The organism is Sinorhizobium sp. Y406, assembly GCF_058732025.1.
This window is the reverse complement of record NZ_CM178974.1, coordinates 525,808-543,361: the sequence shown is the minus strand read 5'-3', so window position 1 is coordinate 543,361 and position 17,554 is coordinate 525,808. Positions and strand designations below refer to the sequence as shown.

Annotated in this window: 18 protein-coding genes and 1 pseudogene; 5 read left to right on the top strand and 14 right to left on the bottom strand. The window is 61.3% G+C overall.

Annotated elements, in window-relative coordinates; all coding sequences use genetic code 11:
* Positions 1-5: 5 nt before the first annotated feature.
* The 3 genes from AC4P1R_RS02590 to AC4P1R_RS02580 all read left to right on the top strand — a co-directional run bounded on the left by AC4P1R_RS02590 (position 6) and on the right by AC4P1R_RS02580 (position 5,001).
* On the top strand, positions 6-1,307 hold the full coding sequence (locus AC4P1R_RS02590) for a M16 family metallopeptidase (protein ID WP_083265422.1): 1,302 nt from the start codon (positions 6-8) through the stop codon (positions 1,305-1,307).
* Between the two features lie 170 nt (positions 1,308-1,477).
* Entirely contained in the window at positions 1,478-2,089 is a 612-nt protein-coding gene (locus AC4P1R_RS02585) for a GNAT family N-acetyltransferase (protein ID WP_069460418.1), read from the top strand.
* Positions 2,089-5,001, top strand: a complete 2,913-nt coding sequence (locus AC4P1R_RS02580; RefSeq protein ID WP_069460417.1) for an EAL domain-containing protein — start codon at positions 2,089-2,091, stop codon at positions 4,999-5,001. Before AC4P1R_RS02585 ends, AC4P1R_RS02580 begins: the two co-directional genes overlap by 1 nt.
* A 117-nt stretch (positions 5,002-5,118) precedes the next feature.
* Here AC4P1R_RS02580 and AC4P1R_RS02575 read toward each other — a convergent pair whose 3' ends face one another.
* On the bottom strand, positions 5,119-5,724 hold the full coding sequence (locus AC4P1R_RS02575; protein ID WP_069460416.1) for a YqgE/AlgH family protein: 606 nt from the start codon (positions 5,722-5,724) through the stop codon (positions 5,119-5,121).
* Between the two features lie 278 nt (positions 5,725-6,002).
* Between AC4P1R_RS02575 and AC4P1R_RS02570 the strand changes: the two genes are divergently transcribed.
* Positions 6,003-6,824 (top strand): protein-disulfide reductase DsbD domain-containing protein, encoded by an 822-nt coding sequence (locus tag AC4P1R_RS02570; protein WP_225190641.1) that lies wholly within the window; start codon positions 6,003-6,005, stop codon positions 6,822-6,824.
* 177 nt (positions 6,825-7,001) lie between these two features.
* Positions 7,002-7,496 (top strand): peroxiredoxin, encoded by a 495-nt coding sequence (locus AC4P1R_RS02565; protein ID WP_069460414.1) that lies wholly within the window; start codon positions 7,002-7,004, stop codon positions 7,494-7,496.
* Between the two features lie 170 nt (positions 7,497-7,666).
* On the opposite strand, the gene rnhA is transcribed toward AC4P1R_RS02565, so the two are convergent.
* From rnhA to coxB, 13 genes and pseudogenes are all read right to left on the bottom strand, one after another.
* Complete coding sequence (rnhA, locus tag AC4P1R_RS02560; protein WP_069460413.1) at positions 7,667-8,146, bottom strand: ribonuclease HI; 480 nt, start codon at positions 8,144-8,146, stop codon at positions 7,667-7,669.
* Complete coding sequence (locus tag AC4P1R_RS02555; protein ID WP_069460412.1) at positions 8,143-9,123, bottom strand: homoserine kinase; 981 nt, start codon at positions 9,121-9,123, stop codon at positions 8,143-8,145. Before AC4P1R_RS02555 ends, rnhA begins: the two co-directional genes overlap by 4 nt.
* Positions 9,124-9,172: 49 nt before the next feature.
* Positions 9,173-10,183 (bottom strand): 4-hydroxy-3-methylbut-2-enyl diphosphate reductase, encoded by a 1,011-nt coding sequence (gene ispH, locus AC4P1R_RS02550; RefSeq protein ID WP_069460411.1) that lies wholly within the window; start codon positions 10,181-10,183, stop codon positions 9,173-9,175.
* Positions 10,184-10,186: 3 nt separating this feature from the next.
* Positions 10,187-10,551: pseudogene (locus tag AC4P1R_RS02545) on the bottom strand (DUF1304 domain-containing protein).
* Between the two features lies 1 nt (position 10,552).
* A complete protein-coding gene (locus AC4P1R_RS02540; RefSeq protein ID WP_069460410.1) occupies positions 10,553-11,338 on the bottom strand; it encodes an SURF1 family protein in 786 nt (261 codons plus the stop codon).
* Positions 11,307-11,690, bottom strand: a complete 384-nt coding sequence (locus tag AC4P1R_RS02535) for a DUF983 domain-containing protein (protein WP_069460819.1) — start codon at positions 11,688-11,690, stop codon at positions 11,307-11,309. Before AC4P1R_RS02535 ends, AC4P1R_RS02540 begins: the two co-directional genes overlap by 32 nt.
* On the bottom strand, positions 11,683-11,880 hold the full coding sequence (locus AC4P1R_RS02530; protein WP_069460409.1) for a hypothetical protein: 198 nt from the start codon (positions 11,878-11,880) through the stop codon (positions 11,683-11,685). The genes AC4P1R_RS02535 and AC4P1R_RS02530 overlap by 8 nt, the downstream gene beginning before the upstream one ends.
* A gap of 185 nt (positions 11,881-12,065) precedes the next feature.
* Positions 12,066-12,944 carry a cytochrome c oxidase subunit 3 gene (locus AC4P1R_RS02525; protein ID WP_069460408.1) on the bottom strand — a complete coding sequence of 293 codons (879 nt, stop codon included), beginning with the start codon at positions 12,942-12,944 and terminating at the stop codon, positions 12,066-12,068.
* 62 nt (positions 12,945-13,006) lie between these two features.
* The gene (locus tag AC4P1R_RS02520; RefSeq protein ID WP_069460407.1) at positions 13,007-13,612 is read right to left on the bottom strand and encodes a cytochrome c oxidase assembly protein; all 606 of its coding nucleotides are present in this window, start codon (positions 13,610-13,612) and stop codon (positions 13,007-13,009) included.
* A gap of 10 nt (positions 13,613-13,622) precedes the next feature.
* The gene (locus tag AC4P1R_RS02515; protein ID WP_106407922.1) at positions 13,623-13,763 is read right to left on the bottom strand and encodes a cytochrome c oxidase system small membrane protein; all 141 of its coding nucleotides are present in this window, start codon (positions 13,761-13,763) and stop codon (positions 13,623-13,625) included.
* A complete protein-coding gene (locus AC4P1R_RS02510; RefSeq protein WP_069460406.1) occupies positions 13,763-14,719 on the bottom strand; it encodes a heme o synthase in 957 nt (318 codons plus the stop codon). The genes AC4P1R_RS02515 and AC4P1R_RS02510 overlap by 1 nt, the downstream gene beginning before the upstream one ends.
* Positions 14,720-14,817: 98 nt before the next feature.
* Positions 14,818-16,506, bottom strand: coding sequence for a cytochrome c oxidase subunit I (ctaD, locus tag AC4P1R_RS02505; protein ID WP_069460405.1), 1,689 nt, complete (start codon positions 16,504-16,506; stop codon positions 14,818-14,820).
* 20 nt (positions 16,507-16,526) lie between these two features.
* Positions 16,527-17,411, bottom strand: coding sequence for a cytochrome c oxidase subunit II (gene coxB, locus AC4P1R_RS02500; RefSeq protein WP_069460404.1), 885 nt, complete (start codon positions 17,409-17,411; stop codon positions 16,527-16,529).
* Positions 17,412-17,554 lie beyond the last annotated feature (143 nt).

Here is a 17,554-nt window from a genome sequence, read left to right as displayed (position 1 = left end):
AGCGGATGATGAAAGTTGAGTGCACCCGGCTGCCTTCCGGGCTGACCGTGGTTACCGAGCAAATGCCGCATCTCGAGAGCGTGGCGCTCGGGGTCTGGATCAAGTCCGGTTCGCGCAATGAGACCGTGGAGGAACACGGCATTGCGCATTTGCTGGAGCACATGGCTTTCAAGGGCACGAGGCGGCGCAGCGCCCGCCAGATCGCCGAAGAGATCGAGAATGTCGGCGGCGAGGTCAATGCCGCCACCTCCACCGAGACGACCTCCTATTATGCCCGCGTGCTCAAGGACCACGTGCCGTTGGCGATCGATATCCTGGCGGATATCCTGACGGAATCGACTTTCGAGGAGGACGAGCTCCGCCGCGAGAAGCACGTGATCCTGCAGGAGATCGGCGCTGCGGACGACACGCCGGACGACGTGGTGTTCGACCACTTTGCCGAGACGGCCTATCGCGATCAGACGGTTGGCCGGCCGATCCTCGGGACGCCGGAAACGGTTATGTCGTTTACGCCCCGCCAGATTCGCCACTATCTCGGCCGCAATTACACAACCGACCGGACCTTTATCGTCGCCGCCGGCGCCATCGACCACGATACGATCGTGCGTCAGGTGGAGGAGCGTTTCTCCACCTTGCCCGCCTCGCCGCTTGAATCTCCCGTGCTGGATACGGCCCGCTATACCGGCGGCGACAGTCGTGAGACCCGCGACCTCATGGACGCGCAAATCCTGCTCGGCTTCGAAGGCAGGGCTTATCATGCTCGCGATTTCTATTGCTCGCAAATTCTCGCCAATATCCTTGGCGGCGGCATGTCGTCACGCCTCTTCCAGGAAGTGCGCGAGCATCGCGGCCTCTGTTATTCCGTCTATGCCTTCCATTGGGGCTTTTCCGACACCGGTATCTTCGGCATCCATGCCGCGACCGGTGGCGAAAACCTGCCCGAACTGATGCCGGTCATAGTCGAGGAGTTGCGGAAGTCTTCGACGAACATCGAACAGCAGGAGATCGAGCGCGCTCGCGCGCAGATCCGGGCACAATTATTGATGGGTCAGGAGAGCCCCGCGGCCCGGGCCGGCCAGATTGCCCGGCAGATGATGCTCTATGGTCGGCCGATTCCGAACGACGAACTCATGGAGCGTTTGTCCGGCATCACGATCGAGCGCCTGACGGATCTCGCCGGTCGGCTTTTCTTCGACACCGTGCCCACACTTTCGGCGATCGGCCCTCTCGAGCACCTCGCCTCGATGAACGATCTCCTCTCTTCGTTGAGCGCGAAGCCGGCCGCGGTAAAGGCCATGGCAGGCTGACGCAGGCTGCTGCCGCTGCGGCTGATGCGATCGGCGGCCGTACGCCGTGATTTTCTTGCACAATTTCTAAAATCGGATTCGATTTGGACGTAAACTTGTGCGACGTTTCGAAATGAGACGGCATTTGCTTTTGTCATTGCCCGGCTCGTGAGCTTGGCGCGGAGGCATATATGGCACGATCGGTTTTTCGGTTCCTGTCGCGGCAGCCCGAGACGGTCGAGATCGCCAGCGAGCATTACCTGCTGCGCCTGCCCCGATATTCCGATTATCGGCAATGGTACCGGTTGCGCAGCGACAGCCGCACTTTCCTGGAGCCCTGGGAGCCGAGCTGGCGCACCGACGAGATGACGGAAAGCGCGTTTCGCAACCGCGTCAACCGCAACGAACAGGAATATGCATCCGGTCAGGCCGTGCCTTTGTTGCTTTTCCGTAAATCCGATGAAACCCTGCTCGGCGGCCTCACCATCGGTCACATCCGCCGAGGGGCAGCTCAGAATTGCATGATCGGCTACTGGATGGGCCAGAAATATGCCGGTCACGGCCACATGTGCGGCGCACTGAAGCTGACAATCCCCTACATCTTTTCGACGCTTGAGTTGCACCGTATCGAGGCAGCCTGTATTCCGGAAAACGCGCGGAGCATCCGTCTCCTTGAAAAGGTCGGCTTTGAGCGTGAAGGCTACTTGAGACAGTACTTGAAGATAAACGGGCAGTGGCGGGATCACCTGATGTTTTCGCGGCTCGCCACGGATGCCGTACCGAACAGGAACATGCCCCTTTGATGCCCCTGACCTTGAAGCCGTTCGCATGGCCAGCCGCAAGGCTGGCAGCGTTTCTGGTCGCACTTGCCGTCTTCGTCCTCAGCCTTGCCGGCGGCGTGGCGCATGCGCTCGAACCGGTGAAGATCTCGCGCGAGGACACTGCACTCGATCTCACCGCCACGACGGAAATCTATAGCGGCCATGGAGAAGCGTTCCAGGTTTCCACGGCTCCCGGCACGGACGGTATCGTGCGCCGCATCGAAGTGCGCTCGAGCACGGAAAACCATCAGGGCGACTGGGCCGTCTTCGCGCTGGCCAATGTGTCGGAGGAGCAACTCGAACGGGTAATCGTCGCACCGCATTTTCGCCTGGTGAACTCCAAGCTGTTCTGGCCCGACCTCGGTTCCCGGCGCATTCTCTCGATCACGCCCAGCGAGGGCTTCTCGCTCGACCGGCAGCCGAGCGAGGAAGCCGATGTCTTCCGCATCACCCTCAATCCCGGTGCGGTCGTCACTTTCGTGGCCGAGCTGGCGACGCCCGATCTGCCGCAGATCTATCTCTGGCAACCCGAGGCCTACAAGGACACGGTCAACGCCTTCACGCTCTATCGCGGCATCGTACTCGGCATTGCCGGCCTCTTGGCGGTGTTCCTGACCATTCTCTTCGTCGTCAAGGGTACCTCGATGCTGCCGGCAACGGCGGCGCTTGCCTGGGCGGTGCTCGCCTATATCTGCGTCGATTTCGGCTTTCTGTCCAAGCTGATCAGCATGACGGCTGATGACGAGCGCATATGGCGCGCCGGAACCGAAGTCTTCCTGGCGGCCGGTCTGGTGATCTTCCTTTTCACCTATCTCAACCTCAACCGCTGGCATCAGCATCTCGGCTATGCGACGCTCGCCTGGATACTCGGCCTGGCGCTGCTCTTCGGCGTTGCCATCTACGATCCGGCGATCGCCGCGGGCATAGCGCGCCTCTCCTTCGCGCTGACGGCAACGGCGGGCATTGTGCTCATTGCCTATCTCGGCTTCAATCGTTACGACCGTGCCATCCTTCTCGTTCCAGCATGGCTGCTGATCCTCGTCTGGCTCTTCGGAGCGTGGCTTGCCGTGACGGGGCAACTCGCCAACGACATTGTCCAGCCGGCGCTTGGCGGCGGCCTCGTGCTGATCGTGCTTCTGATCGGCTTCACGGTCATGCAGCACGCCTTTTCCGGCGGCGCCTACCAGCAAGGACTCTTCTCCGACCTCGAACGCCAGGCTCTGGCGCTGACCGGTTCGGGCGATACTGTCTGGGACTGGGACGTGGCGCGTGACCGCGTCATCACCCTCCCCGATGTCTCGCACCAGCTCGGGCTTTCCCTTGGAACGATGAACGGGCCGGTGCGCAACTGGGTGCCGCGGCTGCACCCGGACGACCGCGACCGCTTCCGCGCGACCCTTGATGTTCTGCTGGAACATCGGCGGGGGCGTCTGAACCATGAATTCCGCGTGCGCGCCGAGGACGGGCATTATCACTGGCTGTCGATCCGGGCGCGGCCGGTACTCGGTGCCAACGGCGAGATCATCCGCTGCGTCGGAACCATCGTCGACATTACGGAACAGCGCAACTCCGTCGAACGTCTCCTGCACAATGCGCTTCTCGACAATCTGACCGGCCTGCCGAACAGGCAGGTGTTCCTCGACCGTCTGCAGGCGATCCTGCTGATGTCCGACGGGACGAATGCAACGCGACCGACGGTGCTCGCCATCGACATCGACCGCTACAAACAGGTCAACGAACTGCTCGGCATCGCCGCCGGCGACAACGTCCTGATCGCGCTGACCCGGCGGCTGCGGCGGCTGTTGCGCCCGCAGGATACGCTGGCGCGCCTCGGCGGCGACCAGTTCGGCCTTATCCTCATGTCCGAGCGCGATCCGACGAAGATCGCCGACTTCGCCGACGCCGTCAGCAAAGCGATCATGGTTCCGCTCAACTACGGCAATCGCGAAATCAACCTCACCGCGTCGATTGGTCTCGTCTCCTGGCTCGACCAGGAGCAGAGTGCACCGGGCCTGCTCGATGATGCGGAACTCGCAATGTTCCGCGCCAAGAAGGAAGGTGGAAACCGCGTCGAACCGTTCCGCCCATCCTTCCGCACCTCCGGATCGGATCGCCTGCAACTCGAAGCGGACCTGAAACGGGCGATAGAGCGCAAAGAGCTTTCGCTCGTCTACCAGCCGATCGTGCGCCTGAGCGATGGCGAGATCGCCGGCTTCGAGGCGCTCATGAGGTGGGATCACCCGAAGCGCGGCAACATCTCGCCGACGGAATTCATCCCGATCGCCGAGAACTCCGACATCATCAACCAGCTCGGCATGTTCGCCTTCGACAGGGCAACGAGCGATCTGTCCGAATGGCAGACGCAAACCGGCGATCTGCCGATATTCGTATCGGTCAACCTATCGAGCGCGCAGCTCTTGAACAACGAACTGTATGAGGACGTGCGTGCGCTGCTCATCAAGAACCGCTGCGACCCCGCCCAGATCAAGATGGAGCTAACCGAATCGCTGGTTATGGAAAACCCGGAACAGGCGCGGCTCGTACTCGAAAAGCTGAAGGAAGCGGGCTTGCGCCTGGCGCTCGACGATTTCGGCACGGGGCACTCCTCCCTCTCCTATCTCACCCGTTTTCCTTTCGAGACGATCAAAATCGACAAGGCGCTGGTGCGTGATCCCAGCGACAAGCGCGCCGTCGTGCTGCGCTCCGTCATCGCCATGGCACGTGACCTCGACATGCAGGTGGTCGCCGAGGGAATCGCATCCGAGGAAGACGCGATCCAGCTCGCGCAGATGGGCTGCGACTATGGTCAGAGCTTCCTCTTCGGTCCGCCGATTGGATCGGATTCAACCCTGCGGCTGCTCAAGGAGCGGTTTCCACTCATGAAGCGGGCCTGATACCAACCTGCACCGATGTTGACCGATTGCGTGGGACAGGCCAGCAGACGGCCCATCGAAAGGGCCGGGCGATTTCGGGCAATATCGGTACAGGTCGAGAGGGTGGTCTCGCCCTGATCAGGCGTGACCCGCGTCCGGCGAGAGCATGGCGGGAGAAATGCCCATCAGCGCAAGCGCCTTGTCGTATTTTTCGTCCAGGTCGCGGCTGAAGATCAGTTCTTCGCGCGCAGGGCAGGTGAGCCATCCATTTTGGGTGATTTCGTTTTCGAGCTGCCCCGGGCCCCATCCCGCATAGCCGAGCAGCATGGTCGCCCTGAGAGGCCCTTCACCACGGGAAATCGCCTTGACGATGTCGAGGGTCGCCGTCAGGCAAATGTCGTCGCTGACGGGAATGCTGGAATCGCTCAAATAATCATCCGAGTGCAGTACGAAGCCGCGCCCTGTCTCCACGGGACCGCCGGCTTGGATCTGGAATTCGCGCGCCGTCGTGGGAAGCCGAATGGCTTCGTCCGGATCGAGAAGCTGGAGGTGCAGCAGAACGTCCGGGAAGGTCAGGCGTTGCGGCCGATTCAGAACGAAACCCATCGCACCGTCCTCGGAATGGGCGCAGACGAAGATGACCGTGCGGGCAAAATTGGAATCGAACATGCCCGGCATGGCGATCAGGAATTGACCGTCAAGGAATCCGCGTTCGCGCGTGTTGTCCAATACCTTCGTCGCCATAATGAAGATAGCCTATCAATTCGCCACGAAATGAAAAGCGTCTCTACGTGGCGGCCGCCGAAATATGCACGTACGACGGTTAGCCCTGCGCATTTCGGACAAGCCAACTCGAATTCGTACCTTTTCCCAGCGGCCATCCGCCGAAAAAAACGCGATCGTTCAAGAAGATGTGCAGCGTTCAAGCAAATATGATTGGTCAAGAGCGCTGGCGCCGCTGGAGCGCAGGCGAGAAAGGCGCTACTGCTACGCTCATGAGCAAACGCACGACACGCGCCAAAATGCGCCGACAGATTGCGGCGGCGACCCTGGCTCTTACGTCTTTACTCACGGGGGAGTCTCACGCCGCCTCCAGCGAATGGATCAGGGCTGAGGGCGGCGCGATCCGTCTAGTCGCCTTGCAGCCCGAGCCGGACGGCTCCATTCCCGCCATTCTCGAAATCAAGCTCGAGCCCGGCTGGAAGACCTATTGGCGCGAGCCCGGGGCAAGCGGAATCCCGCCGCAGATCACGCTTGATCGGGGAGGAGACGCCGTGCTCGAGGCGATGCGCTTTCCTGCGCCGAAGTCGTTCGGTGACGGAGCGGATCGCTATGCCGGCTACGATGCGCCCGTCGCATTTCCGTTGCAGCTGAAGCGCCGAGGCGACCGAAAGGACGTGAGGATCCGGGCATCTGTCTTCCTCGGCGTCTGCGAGAGTATCTGTATCCCGGTCCAGGGAACCCTGGAACTCACGGTCAAGAGCGGGGAGTTCGACGACCCTCTCGACGGTGCCCGCATCGAAAAAGCGCTCACGATGCTGCCTGAGCCGCCCTCAAAGGATTTCCGCCTGGACGGGGCGCGGTTCGACGCGAGTGCGGGGCTGATCCGCTTCGGTCTCCGGCTGCCGGCAGAGGCGGGGAGCGGTGACCCCGATCTCTTCCTCGCCGGGCCCTCCGGATTCTACTTCGGTCAGCCGATCATCGCTGGCAGTTCAGGCAACATTCGCCACGTAGAGGTCCCGGTGAAGCGCTTTGGCAAGAACCGTGACCTCGCCGGAAAGGCAATCACGCTCACGGTCCGCGCCGGCGGGCGCAGCATGGAAGCGACCCTTGCGATTAACTGAGGCGGTCCCAAGCAAAGGAACGAGTTGTGCGATTTCAGGCGATTCCACCTGGCAGCAAAATGCTGTAGATCAGCGTTGTGTGCATATCGTTGCCCCAAACCGCCGCACAGTTTCGGGTGGCGCGCATTTAGTCCCGCGTGCCCTGCCCGAGGCGACACACCAAACGAGGAGAGAACCGTGCCCATCGCCGTCGGAGACAGACTGCCCAGCGCAACCTTCAAGGAAAAGACCGCGGACGGCCCGGTGGAGGTGACCACCGACGATCTGTTCAGGGGTAAGCGCGTCGTTCTCTTTGCCGTTCCGGGCGCCTTCACGCCGACGTGCTCGCTCAACCATCTACCTGGCTACCTCGAGCACCGCGACGCGATCCTCGCCCGTGGCGTCGACGACATCGCCGTGGTGTCGGTCAACGACCTGCATGTGATGGGCGCCTGGGCAACGGCGACCGGCGGCATGGGCAAGATCCATTTCCTGTCCGACTGGAACGCCGCCTTCACCAAGGCGCTCGGCATGGACATCGACCTTTCCGCCGGCACGCTCGGCATCCGCTCCAAGCGCTACTCGATGCTGGTGGAGGATGGCGTCGTCAAGAACCTCAACGTCGAGGACGCCCCGAGCCAGGCGATCGTTTCCGGGGCCGCCACGATGCTGGAGCAGCTCGACGCTCCGTGAACGGCTGTAGCATCTTCCGATAGGCCGCCGCAGCAGCTGCGCTGCAGCTGCTGCGGCTGGACCGGCAGCTTCAAAGGGACGCGCGTCAAATCACGCTCACCTCTCCGCGCCTGTAGGAGGGCTTGGAGCAAAGGCAAATTCCGAGTGTTTCGCGGCCTGGCTCCGGCGGGTCAGTAGCCCGAGTTATCCGACGGCATCGCATCAGAGCGCCGCGCTATCTTGAACGGCTCCATGCCCATGCGCGCCAGTTCGTCGGCGCGTTCGTTCTCCGGGTGTCCGGCATGGCCTTTGACCCAGTGCCAGGTCACCTGATGGCGCCCCCTCGCTTCGTCGAGCGCCTGCCACAGCTCGCCGTTTTTCACGGGCTTCCTGTCGCCGGTCTTCCAACCATTGCGCTTCCAGCCGTGGATCCATTTGGAGATGCCGTCCATCACATACTTGCTGTCGGTGTGAAGGTCGACCTCGCAGGGCTGTTTAAGGGCGTTCAGCGCCGAAATCGCCGCCATCAATTCCATGCGATTATTGGTCGTCTCGGCCGCGCCGCCGGACATCTCCTTTTCAACTTCGCCATACCGCAAGATCGCGCCCCACCCGCCTGGGCCGGGATTTCCCGAACAGGCGCCGTCGGTGAAAATATCGACGTGCTTCATGCCGAGGCCCCTTCGCGTCTCAAGCCGTACTCGGCGCTCGAGACCACGGCGCGGTGGAAGCGAAGCTTCGTCAGATATTCAAGCGGATCCTTCTTGACCACCAGCGCGCCAGCTGGCGTCGTCAGCCAGTCATAGAGCCGCGTCAGGAAGAAGCGTAGTGCCGCGCCGCGTGCGAGCAGCGGCAGCGCAACAACCTCTTCCGTCGTGAGCTTGCGCACGCTCTCGTAACCCGAAAGCAGCGCCATTCCTTTGGTGATGTTGTAGGATCCGTCCTTCTCGAAACACCAGGAATTCAGGCAGACCGCAATGTCGAAGGCAAGAAAGTCATTGCACGCGAAGTAGAAGTCGATGAGGCCTGAAAGACGGTCTCCGAGAAAGAAGACATTGTCGGGGAAGAGGTCCGCGTGGATCACGCCCTGCGGCAGACGCTTCGGCCAGTGCTCTTCGAGATAGGCGAGTTCCGCCGCAATTTCCTCCCGCAATCCGGCTTGCACCTCGTCGGCACGCGCCTCGGAATTCTGCCAAAGCGGCCGCCAGCCCTCCACCGAAAGCGCGTTTGCGCGCTTCAATGGGAATCCCTCTCCGGCCTTGTGCATCGAGGCCAGCGCACGCCCCACTTCTCGGCAATGCTGCGCCTCGGGCTTTCTGAGCCACATGCCTTCGAGAAAGGAAATCACCGCGGCCGGCCGGCCGGATAGCGTCCCCAGGAGTGCGCCATCGGTGCGCGGCAGGGGCAGCGGGCAGGAAAGACCCCGCTCCGCAAGGTGGTGCATCAGCCCCAGAAAAAACGGAAGGTCGTCCGCATTCACCCGCTTCTCATAGAGCGTGAGAATATAGGAGCCCTTTGTGGTGTGAAGGAGAAAGTTCGAGTTCTCCACCCCCTCGGCAATGCCTTTGTAGGAGGTCAGCGAGCCCACGTCGTAGGCCGCAAGGAAGCGGGTCAAATCGTCTTCCGCGATATCGGTGTAAACTGCCAAGGCTTGCTACTTTCCAGCGATGCACTTTAGAAGGGTTCGTCCGACCGGTTCACTCGCCGTTGACGAAGGCCATGTCCGCGGCGGTCAGTTCGACATGGCGCAGTTCGCGGTTGACGAGGAAGTTCTCGTGTTCCTCGACCGTATCGGCGAGTTCGACCGTCGCGTCATAGCGCGCGCGGAATGCTTCGATGATCTCGTTGACAATCACTTCCGGCGCCGACGCACCGGCCGACAGACCGACCGTCGAGATCTCGCCAAGCCGGTCCCAGTCGATTTCCGCGGCGCGCTGAACGAGGACGGCTTGCCTCGCCCCCGCTCTCAAAGCCACTTCGACGAGGCGCTTGGAATTCGACGAGTTCGGCGCACCGACGATCAGGAAAAGGTCGCAGCCGGGCGCCGCCTGCTTGACGGCCTCTTGGCGGTTCGTCGTGGCATAGCAGATCGAATCGGCGGCCGGTGCCGTCAGCTTCGGGAAGCGCTCATGCAGCCGCTTGATCACCCCGGCGGTATCGTCGACCGAGAGCGTCGTCTGCGTGACAAAACCTAAATTGTCCGGGTCCGACGGCTCATAGGCTTCCGCATCTTCCACCGTCTCGACAAGGGAGACGGCGCCTTCCGGCAATTGCCCCATGGTCCCGATGACTTCGGGGTGACCGGCGTGCCCGATCAGCACGACGTGCCGCCCCTGACGATGGTGACGCATTGCCTGCTTGTGCACCTTCGAAACCAGCGGGCAGGTGGCATCGAGGTAAAAGAGGTTGCGCATGTCGGCGTCGGCCGGCACAGATTTCGGGACGCCATGCGCGGAGAAGACGACCGGCTGCTTGCGGTGTTCCAGCGGGATCTCGTCAAGCTCTTCGACGAAAATCGCGCCCTTGGCTTCGAGCCCCTCTACGACATAGCGATTGTGCACGATCTCGTGCCGAACATAGACCGGGGCACCGAATTCCTTGAGCGCCAGCACGACGATCTGAATCGCCCGGTCGACACCGGCGCAGAAGCCGCGCGGCCCGCAGAGACGAATGATAATCGGGGATTTTGCTGCCGTGGATAAGGCCATGGATCAGGACGCCGGTAGAAGGAACAGGAGCGCGAGCATCGCCGGTCCACCCTGCACGAGAAGGATGTGGGGCTTGACCGACCATGCGCCATATATAGCGGCAACGACCACGCACACAAGAAAGAAGACCTTCAGTTTGAAGGCGAAAATTGGGTCCGCCTCGATGAGCGACCAGACGAGGCCCGCGGCCAGAAATCCGTTATAGAGCCCTGATTGGCCGCGAGCACCCGCGTCGCCTCGGCCCGTTCCGGCGTCATGCGGAAGACCGCCCTGCCCTCGGGTTTCATCCAGAGAAGCATTTCGAGCACAAGAAACCCGAGATGCAGCAAGACGGTCAGCGCGATAAGAACGAATGATAGTACCCCCATTTCAATGCCCCGTACGGCTCCCTCTATTCTGCCGGTAGAGAAAAGCTCCCGTGACGCCGACGAGCGCGGCAGCAAGGCCGTACCAGGTGAGCGCATATTGCAGGTGATTATTCGGCAGGTCGAATTGCGTCACCCCGCCGATGGGCAACCCGCTCGGATTCTGCGAGGCGTCCGCGTCGACGAAGAACGGCAGGACGTGATCGGCGGTGATGCCCGCAGACGTCGCCATGGCGTCGAGGTCCTTCCAATAGAAGATGTTCTTGGCGATGTCGTTGTCGGGCACGAGCGAAGACGGCTTCTCCGCGAGCTTCGGCCGTGCAAGGCCAGTGATGGTCACGGTTCCGGAAAGCTGGCCCTCGGGACGAGTCGAAGCGTCCTTTTTTTCAAAGGGCACGAAGCCGCGATTGACGAACAGCGCGCGGGCGTCCCTCAACATCAGCGGCGTGAAGACGTAGTAGCCGGTACGCCCTTGATGGGTGGCGAAGAAATGGCGCTCCCTGCCGTGGTCGAAGACTCCCGTAATGCCTACGGCACGGTAGTCGATATCGGTGCCTTCCTCTGCCATGGCCTCAATTTCGCCGAGCGACAAGGGCGGCGCAGCCCGCCGTTCGGCAATGGCGGCGATCAGCCCCTCCTTCCACTCTAGCCGCTGCATCTGCCAGGTACCGAGCCCGATCAGAACGGCGAAGGCGAGACCCGCGAGAACAAGGGTTGTAAGGAACCGACGACCGCCGCCCGGCGCGGGCTTGCGCGCGTCAGCCACGATCGATCTCACCCTGACGTGCATTGCTTCGGTACTGGAGATTGATCAGCACGCCTTTGAGTATCCGCGTTAGCGCGAGGCTCAAGACCGTCGCGAGCGGGACCCAGAGCAGGAAGTGCAGCCACAAAGGCGGATTGACGTTCACCTCCATCCAGAGCGCGGCCCCAACGACAAGGAAGCCGACGATCAGGATCACGAAGACGACGGGCCCGTCTCCCGCATCCGCAAAACGGTAGTCGAGTTCGCAAGCGGTGCAGGACGGCCGGACCTTCAAGAAGCCGTCGAAGAGGCGCCCTTGGCCGCAGCGTGGGCAAAGTCCCTTGGCACCGGTGATGACCGGGTCCACCGGCGGAAAGAGGGCCTTGTCGTCATTCATGGATTGATCTCATCACCGGATTGTCGGGAACCATATCGCCGATCTCGTTCATCTCTCCAACGGTAACGTCTATACAGCCCGCCGTCCAATCGATCATCTGCGTCAAGAGCGCCAGCCAGCCGAAGCGATCCGGTTGGCCGATGACCCTGGTCTGTCCCCGGACCGGCGCCGCTTCTACGGCAGCTTCCATGTTCCGTCCGGGCGGTTCCAGACCCTGTCTGCCGTATTCACAGCATGCGACGAAAGCATTGACGAGAATGTCGACGCGGCGGCGACGAAGCCGTAGTCGAATAGTCCAAATCGTCACAATCGCTGTCGAGCGGAAAGGGCGGCTGCGTTGCCGCAACCGCCCGTCATCATCACGAGATATCCGTCTTAGCCGTGAGCGATCGGCGCGCCCCAACCACCCCAGATGTAAATGGAGAAGAAGAGGAACAGCCAGACCACATCAACGAAATGCCAGTACCAGGCGGCAGCCTCGAAGCCGAAGTGATGCTGTGGAGTAAAGCCGCCGGCGAGTGCACGGAACAGGCAGACCAGCAGGAAGATCGTGCCGACCAGGACGTGGAAACCGTGGAAGCCGGTCGCCATGAAGAAGGTCGCGCCATAGATCGAGTCCTTGAAGGCGAATGGCGCATGGGCGTATTCGTAACCCTGCACAAAGGAGAAGAGCACGCCAAGCAGCACCGTCAGCATCAGGCCGTAGACGAGGCCCTTGCGGTCGTTGTGCAGCAGAGCATGATGGGCCCAAGTCACGGTCGTGCCGGACAGCAGCAGGATGACCGTGTTGTAGAGCGGCAGGTGCCAGGGATCGAGCACCTCAATGCCCTGCGGCGGCCAGACTCCCCCCGTATACTCCGCGCGCGCCGCCTGAATAGCCTCTCCCGGGAAAAGGCTCGCATCGAAGAAGGCCCAGAACCAGGCGGCGAAGAACATCACTTCCGAAGCGATGAACATGATCATGCCGTAACGCAAGTGCAGCGAGACGACGCGGGTGTGGTGCCCCTCGCGCCCTTCCTTGATCGTGTCCGACCACCAGCCGAACATGGTGTAGAGAATGATGGCGAGACCGATCAGGAATATCCACGGATTGGCAAGCTCCATTCCGAATATCTTGAACGAGCCGCCGGAAAGATAGCGCATGTAGCCGATGCCGCCGAGAGCCAGGACGAAGGCGCCAATGGAGGCAAGCAGCGGCCACGGGCTCGGATCGATGATGTGGTAGTCGTGATTCTTCTGATGCGCACCGGCCATGTCAGTAATCCCCGATAGTCCTCTCTTTTAGCCCGTCCGGCATAGCCGAAATGGACCGCATGTCAAAGTTTGTTCTGATCCTGCCCTTCCTTCGCCTTCACTGCCGCGACGGGCTTGGACGGCTCGCGCGCATAGAAGGTGTAGGACAGCGTCAAGGTCTTGATGTCTTTCGTCTCGACCGGCTTAACGATTTCCGGATCGACGAAGAAGACGACCGGCATTTCTAGTTCCTCGCCGGGCTGCAACGTCGTCTCGGTGAAGCAAAAGCATTCGAGCTTGTTGAAATAGGCTCCGGCTTCCAATGGCGTGACGTTGAATGCCGCCTGCCCGGTCGTCGGCTTCGACGATAGGTTCTTGGCGCGGTAGTTTATCTTGACCGTTTCGCCGATCCTGAGGTCGACGTGACGCTGGACGGGCTTGAACTCCCAGGGCAGACCCGGCGCGACATTGGCATCGAAGGTCACCCTTATCTTCCGGTCGAGGACGACGTCGGAGGCCTGGTCGACCCGCTGCGTAGTGCCGTTGTAGCCGGTTACGCGGCAGAACATGTTGTAGAGCGGCACGGCCGCGTAGGCCATGCCGACCATGCCGACGACAAAGGCGAGGCAGGCGCCGACAATGGCGCCATTCGCTCGTTCCTTCGGGCCTTTGCGCGGAATATCTGTCATGAGCCGCTCCTCAATGGGCCACGCCGCCGCCGAACTTGATCAGCGTCACGACGTAGAAAAGCGCGACGAGTCCGGCCAGCACCAGGCCAAGAGCCATGTTTCGGCTGCGGCGGGACTTCTTTTGGGCGACGCTGAGTTCGACGGTTTCCATCAGATCGTACCTCCGGCAATGAGCCACATCTCGACGACGACATGGTCGACCAGCAGGGCCGAGAAAATCGCGAAGAGATAGACGATAGAGAAGGCGAAGAGCTTCTTGGCCGGCACCATCCGTCTATCATCACTCTCCATGCGCAAAACGCCAAGCGAATACCAGATGAAGCCGAGCCCCATGGCCGTCGCGAATGCCCCATAGCCGAGGCTCGCAAAGCCGAGCAAGGTAGGACAGATACCACTCAGTGCCGTCAGCAGCGCATAGACGACGATCTGGTTCTTGGTCGTCGCCTCGCCGCAGACATTCGGCATCATCGGCACGCCGACGGCCTCGTAATCCCCCATCTTAAAGAGCGCCAGGGCCCAGAAATGCGCCGGCGTCCAGAGAAAGATGATGAGGAACAGCACGATGCTTTCGACCGACACGCCGCCGCTCACGCAGGCCCAACCAATCATGGGCGGGAAGGCTCCGGCCGCACCGCCGATGACGATGTTCTGGGGCGTGGAGCGCTTCAGCCACATCGTGTAGATGACCACGTAGAAGAATATCGTGAATGCGAGCAATCCGGCTGCGAGCCAGTTCACGGCGAGACCGAGGATCGTCACCGAAAATGCCGAAAGCGTCAGGCCAAAGGCGAGCGCTTCCTGCGGCAGGACCTTGCCGGCAGGAATTGGGCGCTTGGCGGTGCGGCTCATGACGGCGTCTATATCGGCGTCATACCACATATTCAGCGCGCCGGAGGCACCGGCGCCCACGGCGATGCAGAGGATCGCGATGAAACCAATAACGGGATTGATTTGCCCTGGCGCAAGGACGAGGCCGACAAAGGCCGTAAAAATGACCAGCGACATGACGCGCGGCTTCAGCAGCTCGAAATAATCGCGCGCAGAGGCTTCGGACAGGCGCGGCGTACCGTCCATGCCGACTGCTTCGTGATTGTTGATGAGCGCCATGTCTGGTCCCTGGTCCTGTCGCGGCCGCAAAGGCCATATCGTGCCGGCAAGTCGCCGGGGAGAAGCCGCCGATGCCGGCGGCTTCTGTTCGCTGTCCGTCACTTTATCCGCGGGAGCTGCTCCCACTGATGGAACGGCGGCGGCGACGACAGCTGCCATTCCAGCGTGTTTGCACCCGCGCCCCACGGATTGTCGCCCGCAACGCGCTTCTTCGCAAAAGCTTCGGCGACGCCGAAGAGGAAGATCAGCACGCCGACGGCCGCGATGTAGGAGCCGTAGGAGGAAACCATGTTCCAGCCGGCAAAGGCATCCGGATAGTCGATATAGCGGCGTGGCATGCCTGCAAGCCCGAGGAAGTGCTGCGGGAAGAAGATCAGGTTCACGCCGACGAACATCACCCAGAAATGCAGCTTGCCGATGAACTCGGAATACATGTAGCCGCTCATCTTCGGGAACCAGTAGTACCAGGCCGCAAAGATCGCGAAAACGGCGCCGAGCGACAGCACGTAGTGGAAGTGGGCGACCACGTAGTAGGTGTCGTGCAGCGAACGATCGAGACCGGCGTTGGCGAGCTGCACGCCCGTCACACCGCCGACCGTAAAGAGGAAGATGAAGCCGATCGCCCAGACCATCGGCGTCGAGAAGCGGATCGAGCCACCCCACATCGTCGCGATCCAGGAGAATATCTTCACGCCCGTCGGAACGGCGATGACCATGGTCGCGAAGACGAAATAGCGCTGCGTCTCGAGCGACATGCCGACCGTATACATGTGGTGCGCCCACACGATGAAGCCGACGGCGCCGATCGCGACCATGGCATAGGCCATGCCCAGATAACCGAAGATCGGCTTGCGCGAGAAGGTCGAGATGATGTGACTGACGATGCCGAAGCCCGGCAGGATCAGGATGTACACTTCCGGATGGCCGAAGAACCAGAACAGGTGCTGGAACAGGATCGGATCGCCACCGCCCTCAGGCGCGAAGAAGGTCGTGCCGAAGTTGCGATCCGTGAGCAGCATGGTGATGCCGCCTGCCAGAACAGGCAGCGAGAGCAGCAGCAGGAATGCCGTGATCAGCACCGACCAGGCAAAGAGCGGCATCTTGTGCAGCGTCATGCCCGGCGCACGCATGTTGAGGATGGTCGTGATGAAGTTGATCGCACCCAGGATCGACGAAGCGCCGGCGACATGCAGGCCGAGGATCGCAAGATCCATGGCCGGCCCCGGCATGCCCGAAGTCGAGAATGGCGGATAGATCGTCCAACCACCGCCCGCACCATAGGCACCTGCAGGGCCCTCGGCGAACATCGAAAGCAAGACCAGCAGGAAGGCCGGGACGATCAACCAGAACGAGATGTTATTCATGCGCGGGAAGGCCATGTCCGGCGCTCCGATCATGATCGGCACCATCCAGTTGGCGAATCCGCCGATGAGCGCAGGCATGACCATGAAAAAGATCATGATCAGAGCATGCGCGGTCGTGAACACGTTGAACATGTGCTTGCCGCCATCGATGGCAGCATCACCCTCGAAACCGTAGACCATCTGCGCCAGACCATGGAAGATCTGGATGCCCGGCTCCTGCAGCTCGGCACGCATGAACACCGACAGCGTCCCGCCGATGATGCCGGCGATGATCGCGAAGATCAGGTAGAGCGTCCCGATGTCCTTGTGGTTGGTCGAGAGGAACCAGCGCTGGAAGAAGCTCAGCGGCTTGTGTTCGTGGTCGGCATGGGCATGATCGGAATGATCATGCCGTTGATCGTGATGAACGGCTGTTCCAGCCATGGGTCGAGCTCCCCTTCCGATTACTGTGCGGCGTTTTCGGCGACGTCAACGGCCTTGGCCGCGCCGTCGATGGACGCCATGAGCGCCTTGTTCGCCTCGCCGAGATTGGTGGCGGCGGCAGCGAGCCAGGCGTCGTAATTGTCCTGCGATACAACACGGATGGCGATCGGCATATAGGCATGATCCTTGCCGCAGAGCTCGGAACACTGGCCGTAATAGAGGCCTTCGCGGTCAGCCTTAAACCAGGTTTCGTTGAGGCGACCAGGTACGGCATCGATCTTCACACCGAAAGCCGGCATGGCAAAGGCGTGGATCACGTCGGCAGCCGTAACCAGGACGCGGACGGTCTTGCCGACCGGAACGACCACCTCGTTATCGACGGCGAGAAGGCGCGGATACGCGGCCTTGTCTTCCTTGCCGAGGCCTGCACGATCCTCGTCCTTCAAGAGAAGGCTGTCGAAGGAAAGCGGATTCTCGCCCACTTCATATTCATAGGACCAGTACCACTGGTTGCCGGTGGCCTTCACGGTCAGATCCGGATTCTCAGGCGGCGTCAGTTGCGCCGTCAGAAGCTGGAAGGACGGAACGGCGAGGAACAGGAGCACGATCACCGGACCCACGGTCCAAATGACCTCGATCAGCGTGTTATGGCTGGTCCTCGACGGCACCGGATTGGCGCCCTCGCGGAATTTGACCACGACGATGATCAGCAGCAGCAGGACCAGGAGCGTGATCGGAATGATGAACCACAGTGTGTATTGCTCGAACCACGTGATTGCTTCCATGATGCCCGTCGCCGCCGGCTGAAAGCCGGTCTGCCAGTCGACAGGCTTGTCAGCAAAGGCGCTCGAAGCAAAGAGCAGACAGGCAAGCGCTGCCAGAACTGCATAGGCCTTATTCTTCACAATGACGTCTCCCCAATGCGCTTGATCAGGATCAAACCCGGAACGCAGAATCCCTGCGATACTGCAGCGCTTCAAACCACAGTTTGGTGAGCGCCGCAACATCTGACCAAGCAACCTCGTGCGGCATTTTTGCGCAAAGAGGG